Source organism: Chloroflexus sp. MS-G, assembly GCF_000735195.1.
Classification (GTDB): domain Bacteria; phylum Chloroflexota; class Chloroflexia; order Chloroflexales; family Chloroflexaceae; genus Chloroflexus.
Map to the genome: position 1 here is coordinate 1 of NZ_JPIM01000214.1, position 3149 is coordinate 3149.

Here is a 3149-nt window from a genome sequence, read left to right on the forward strand (position 1 = left end):
ACGACAACCGCCCGTTCTACCCCCGTGGATGTGAGCGGGCTGACGAGCGGCGTGAGCGCCATCGCGGCGGGTGGCTTTCACACCTGTGCGCTGACCACCACCGGCGGCGTCAAGTGCTGGGGGAATAACTTCTTCGGGCAACTCGGCAACGGATTAGGAGTCACAGAGCGCACAACGCCGGTGGATGTGGTGTGGCTCGGATTGCAGCTCTACCTGCCGCTGGTTTCGCGCTAGGCTTATTGCAACATGAACCCTCGGTTGCCTGCCCCCCGCCACCGGGTGCCTTTGGTCACGGTTGGCACAGGTCAGGCAGAGGCTTAAGACTACCTGTGGGGTGCAGCGACACGTCGGGGCAGTGATGGGTTGGCGGGCGTATCTTATCTTACGCTCGCTCCTTCCACAAACGACCGGTCATTGCTCGATGAACATTAGACACGGCGATGGTTACCGCTTGCCCCGCCGAGTAGATGAGGCCTGGGAATTCATTGCACCATCGTTTCGTGGCGACAGGCGTTCCGGAAGCGAGCGGAACGCGACCATCGGTCAGGCCGGTAAACGACCTCAAGGGGTTGTACAGAACCGCCACGCGCTCGAGCATTGCCAAACCTCCGTGTAACGCTGTTTGCATCAGGATACCACAAGCTGATGAATATAGGAAAAACGGCAGCGTGGGATTAGAAAGCTGCGATACCCCCCGCAAGCACTACCCCCCTAGCCCCCCCGCACGCGGGGGGAAGGGGGGGTACCGCTTCCCTTTTCCGGCAATCACGTTAACAACCGGCTATAATGATGAGAGGTGACAGAACTCTCGCCCACGTCACGGCAAACGGCATCAGATGATGAACCTGGGCATTGGATGGCGCACTAAACGCATGGTTTAGGTCACACAACGCACCCTGTTCATCGCCAGAGGAATGACCCCGCTATGACGAACCAAACCATTCTGGTCAACGGTAAGCCCTTCTTTGGTCGGGTTGAAGAGCAGAAACGATTCCGAGATGCGCTGAGCGAAACGATAAATCCACCTTCCGGTGAAAACCTGCCCTACGTCTTTCTCGTCTACGGCGACGGCGGTATCGGCAAAAGCACGCTTTCACGGCGCTTCTGCGATATTGCGACCGAGAAACACTCTTTGTGGTGTCCGATCCATACATTGTGGATTGATTGGGAAGAGGCCCGTCGCCGTCTCCCCGCGCTGCAGGTTGGCCACGATGCTATCGCACCAGAGACGGTGTTTGACGTTATTGTTCACATGGCGCAGACGCAACGCAGGGGCTGGCAGGGATACTTTACCGCCTACCACGAGACGCAGCAGCGGCGCGCCAGCGCCGAGCACACTGCTCACCAGGTGTTGGACAGCGCCGCCGAACGCCCTGAACTGAGAGAATTGCGCAGTGCCGGCGCTACGGCGCTGGCAAAGATTCTCCGCGTCGGGTCGTCGCTGGCAGGTCTGCCCATCGGCAACAGCGGTGAACAACTGGCTAAAGCCTTTCTGGAGGCCGGCATTCAGATTGGCGCAGAAGCAGCGGTCGGTCTGCGCCAGCGCCTCGCCGATCTGCTGCGTGCTCGAATGGGGGCCGACACCTACGACCTCTTCGTCAATCCTCTCGAACACCTGGCTCATGCGTTGGCTGATGGTCTCCGGCGGATAGCCGGGCGTGGTGCGCTGCTCGTCGTGCTGGACACCTACGAAGTAGTAGACGCAGTTGACCCCTGGTTGCGCCTGGTTATACGGAACAGCGGGCCACACGTGCTTTGGGTGCTCAGTGGGCGCAACGATCTGGTCAATAGTCGCCGCTACGGAGACACCTACTTCAAAGGGTACGCCGAAGAGTGGCCGCGTCGCCTTGTGCCGGTGAACGTCACCCAACTGGCCCGCGATGATGTAGCCGCCTACTTCGCAGCAACTGTCCCAGAGCGTCCGCTTGACGATACCGCTGTGGATGCAATACGGCAGACAACCCGTGGCATCCCGCTGGCAATCGTACTGGCAGCCGAAATGTGGCAGAAGGGCATTGCGCTGGAAAACATCGTTGGTCATAGCGACAAAGACACCCCCGCGCAGCAGATCGTTGACCAGATGACCGAGCGTTATCTGTTGCACGCGGTAACCACTGCCGACCGCTACGCCCTCTACGCCATCGCCCTGGCCCGCGGTGATCGCGCTGTGTTACAGGGAATGCTCACCCCTACTGATGCGTCAGGCTTCAATGTAAACGATGAACTACGCCGCCTGGAACGCGCTTATGCCTCGGTATACGCTGGTGAAGCCCGCCTGCACGACGACCCCCAGGCATTTTGCGAGGCATACCTGCGTCAGGACGCCCAACTGAGCGATCCTAGCGTGCAACGCCTGATTGAACGAGGGGTGGCTGTGTTAGAAGAGCGGCTGGAACGGATCGCAGCCGACTACGATCTGATTGAAGAGCGCTTAACCGATGACGACTATCTCACCACCACACTCACACTGAGCGACTACCTCTTCTGGCTTGACGAAGAGCGCGCCTGGCGCTGGCTGATCCCCCGTTTCGTCGAGGCGCTGGCCTATAGCGACAACCTGCGCCGAGGTCTGCTGACCGAGGCCGGGCGCTGGCGGAAGCGGCTGAGCGCTCGTGGCAAACGGCGGCTGGAAGCCCTGCAAACGCTCACAAGTCTGCGAGATGAAGCAGCAGCCACCGGCCTGAGCGAGCTAGAACGCCTGGCCGAGCGTGGCTATCTGGCGGGTGACGGCGAGGCTGAACGGCGCGCCATCCTACGCTGGCAGCGCGGACGACTGTACTACTACCAGCAGCGTTATGCAGAAGCAATGACCGCCCTTGACCAAGCCGAACAAGGTCTCCCTGCCGGTGGTCAGGTTCTGCGCGACCACCTGGCCGAAGCGTATGAAGACCTCGGCGGTCAACTGGGCTGGCGACGAGTAGCGGGACGTACCGTTGATGCACAGGCTTCTCCGGCCGCCGAGGATGCCTACCAGAAAGCTCTTCGTTTGGGTCGTGTCAGTTCTGCGCTTTACAATGCCCTGGGTGCAGTGCAAGCGAAACTAGGGAAGTACCAGCAGTCGTTGGAAAATCGCAAGAAGGCGTTGGAAGTTAACCCACAGAATGCTTACGCCTGGCACGGGCTGGGGCACGTGTATCGTGACCTGCGCC

General features: G+C 60.2%; 1 protein-coding gene and 1 pseudogene. Both read left to right on the top strand.

All coding sequences use genetic code 11. The features are described 5' to 3' along the window. Nucleotides 1-234, top strand: a pseudogene (locus JE47_RS20850) (RCC1 domain-containing protein); the annotation flags it as partial. A 691-nt stretch (nucleotides 235-925) separates the two neighbouring features. Then, nucleotides 926-3149, top strand: a 2224-nt coding sequence (locus tag JE47_RS0119890) for a tetratricopeptide repeat protein (protein ID WP_031461416.1), incomplete at its 3' end; no start/stop codon positions are given.